The sequence below is a fragment of the Cellulomonas sp. genome, assembly GCF_036279715.1.
Lineage (GTDB): Bacteria > Actinomycetota > Actinomycetes > Actinomycetales > Cellulomonadaceae > Cellulomonas_A.
The window spans coordinates 1-2,221 of record NZ_DASUIR010000034.1 but is presented as its reverse complement, the minus strand read 5'-3'; the positions used below and the strand labels follow the sequence as shown (position 1 = coordinate 2,221).

2 protein-coding genes and 1 pseudogene are annotated in these 2,221 nt (G+C 68.0%); all 3 read right to left on the bottom strand.

The genetic code is table 11. The annotated features are described in order from the left end of the window. A partial coding sequence (locus tag VFW79_RS03775) for a Ni/Fe hydrogenase subunit alpha (RefSeq protein ID WP_329675979.1) occupies positions 1 to 1,015 on the bottom strand: 1,015 nt, incomplete at its 3' end. After that, entirely contained in the window at positions 1,012 to 1,845 is an 834-nt protein-coding gene (locus VFW79_RS03770) for a hypothetical protein (RefSeq protein ID WP_329675978.1), read from the bottom strand. The genes VFW79_RS03770 and VFW79_RS03775, both read right to left, overlap by 4 nt. A 1-nt stretch (position 1,846) precedes the next feature. After that, a pseudogene (locus VFW79_RS03765) lies at positions 1,847 to 2,221 on the bottom strand (hypothetical protein); the annotation flags it as partial.

The window sequence follows — 2,221 nt, the reverse complement described above, 5'->3', positions numbered from 1 at the left end:
CGAAGGGGGCCGATGCGCCGTCCCACGTGTCGATGATCCGCGCTGCCTCGTCGATGGCATGTACGAGCTCGACGGCACGAACAACGATTGACTGGAACGGGTTTCGACATTCGTCGCCCAGTCCTGCATCGTGTGCCGCCTGTTGTGCGATCGGTCCCAGCTGGTCGTGGTTGAGCGCGTAGCGAGCCAGCGGCCCGACGACATACGGCGTCGTGCCGTCAAGGTGCGCGTGCAGCGCATTGGACCTGGCGACGTGCTCCTCCACAACGTTGGCGCCGAAGTCGGCAACCTCGAAGGCGCGACCGGAGCTGGTGACCACCGAGCCGCTCTCCAACGGGTACCCGTGCGGCGACCGCAGCGCGACGTACTCCTGGGGCTGCACCATGTCGGGGAACTCGAGGCCGCCCACGAGGGCGACGGTCGCGACGGCGTCGTCGCGGGCCCGGTCCAGCGCCGGACGGATGCTGTGGAGCTCCTCAACGGTCGGCAGGCGGTAGAAGCCGCCGACGCGGACGTTGACGGGGTGGATGGCCCGTCCCCCGACCAGAGTCATGAGGGCGTTGCCTGTCTTCTTCAGCAGGAGCCCACGCTCGACGATGGCGCCATGGTCGGCGGCCATCTCGATCGCCCCGGCATAGCCCAGGAAGTCGGGTGCGTGCAGCAGGTGGATGTGCAACGCGTGACTCTCGATCCACTCGCCGCAGTACAGCAGCCGGCGCAGCAGGCGAATCTCCTCGGGAACCGTGACGCCGCAGGCGTCCTCGATCGCCAGGCACGAGCTCATCTGGTAGGCGACCGGGCAGATTCCGCAGATGCGGGCCGTGATGTCCGGAGGCTCGGTCCAGGCCCGGCCGCGTAGGAACGCCTCGAAGAACCGCGGGGGTTCGAAGATGCGCAGCTCCACATCGGCGACGAGGCCGTCCTTGACCACGACGTGCATTCCTCCCTCGCCCTCGACCCGGGCCAGGGTGTCCACGTGCAGGACGTGATCGCCCTGATTGAGCTTGTGCGTCATGGAGTCGCCTCCTCATGCTGCTGGCTCTCGTGCTTTTCGTTGTGTTGCCGTGCGCCGTCGTGCCGTTCGCTCTCGCGCCGGAACGCCTCGGCGCCGGCGTTGAAGGTGCGAAACACCCGGAGCACCTGGGACTCGTCCATGCCGAGAACGCTGAGGCGGTCCGCCATCGACTCCGTGTTCGCGGTGTCCTGCGGGCCGAAGCAGCCGTAGCAGCCTCGCGCGAATGCCGGGCAGAGGGCGCCGCATCCGGCCAGCGTGACCGGCCCGAGACAGGGAGTCCCGTGAGCAACCGCGACGCAGAGCGACCCACGACGCTTGCACTCAACACACACGCTGTATGACGGAATGCGCGGGCGGCGGCCCTGGACGAACGCGGCGAGAACCTCCAGCAGCTGCGTGGAGTCGACCGGGCAGCCGTGCAGCTCATAGTCGACGGTCACGTGCGCGGCGATGGGCGTGGAACGCGCGAGGGTCTCGACGTACTCAGGGTGGGCATAGACGATGGAGCGGTACTCGGTGACATCAGCGAAGTTGCGCAGCGCCTGGATGCCTCCACTCGTGGCGCAGGCACCGATCGTGACCAAGAGGCGGGAGGCCCGGCGTACCTCCTGGATCCGCTCTGCATCGGCGGGCGTGGTCACCGAACCCTCGACGAGCGAGACGTCGTAGGGCCCCTCGACCACGGCGCGGGTGGCTTCGGGGAAGTAGGCGATCTCCACCGCTCCCGCCAGCGGGATGAGCTCGTCCTCGCAGTTGAGCAGGGTGAGCTGACAACCGTCGCAGGAGGCGAACTTCCAGACGGCCAGCTTCGGTCGACCATTCTCTGTCACGTCACACCTCCCGGAGTCCGAGCAGGCCAGTGACCTGCGCGTAGGGCAGCACCGGGCCGTCGACGCAGACGAACAGCTCGCGGTACTGGCAGTGCCCGCACAGGCCCACCCCGCAGCGCATGTTGCGCTCGAGGGAGACCCGGATACGGCTGGAACGCACACCGCGCCCGACGAGCGCGAGCGCCGTGTGCCGCATCATCACCTCGGGGCCGCAGATGAGGGCGAGCGTGGACATCGGGTCGAACCCGGCGCGCGGGATGAGCTTCGTCACCAGACCGACGCGACCCTGCCACGACTCCCGCCCATAGTCGACGGTGACGAGGACTTCCATCCCCTGGTCTTCCCACTGCTTCAGCTCGTCGACGAAGAGCAGCTC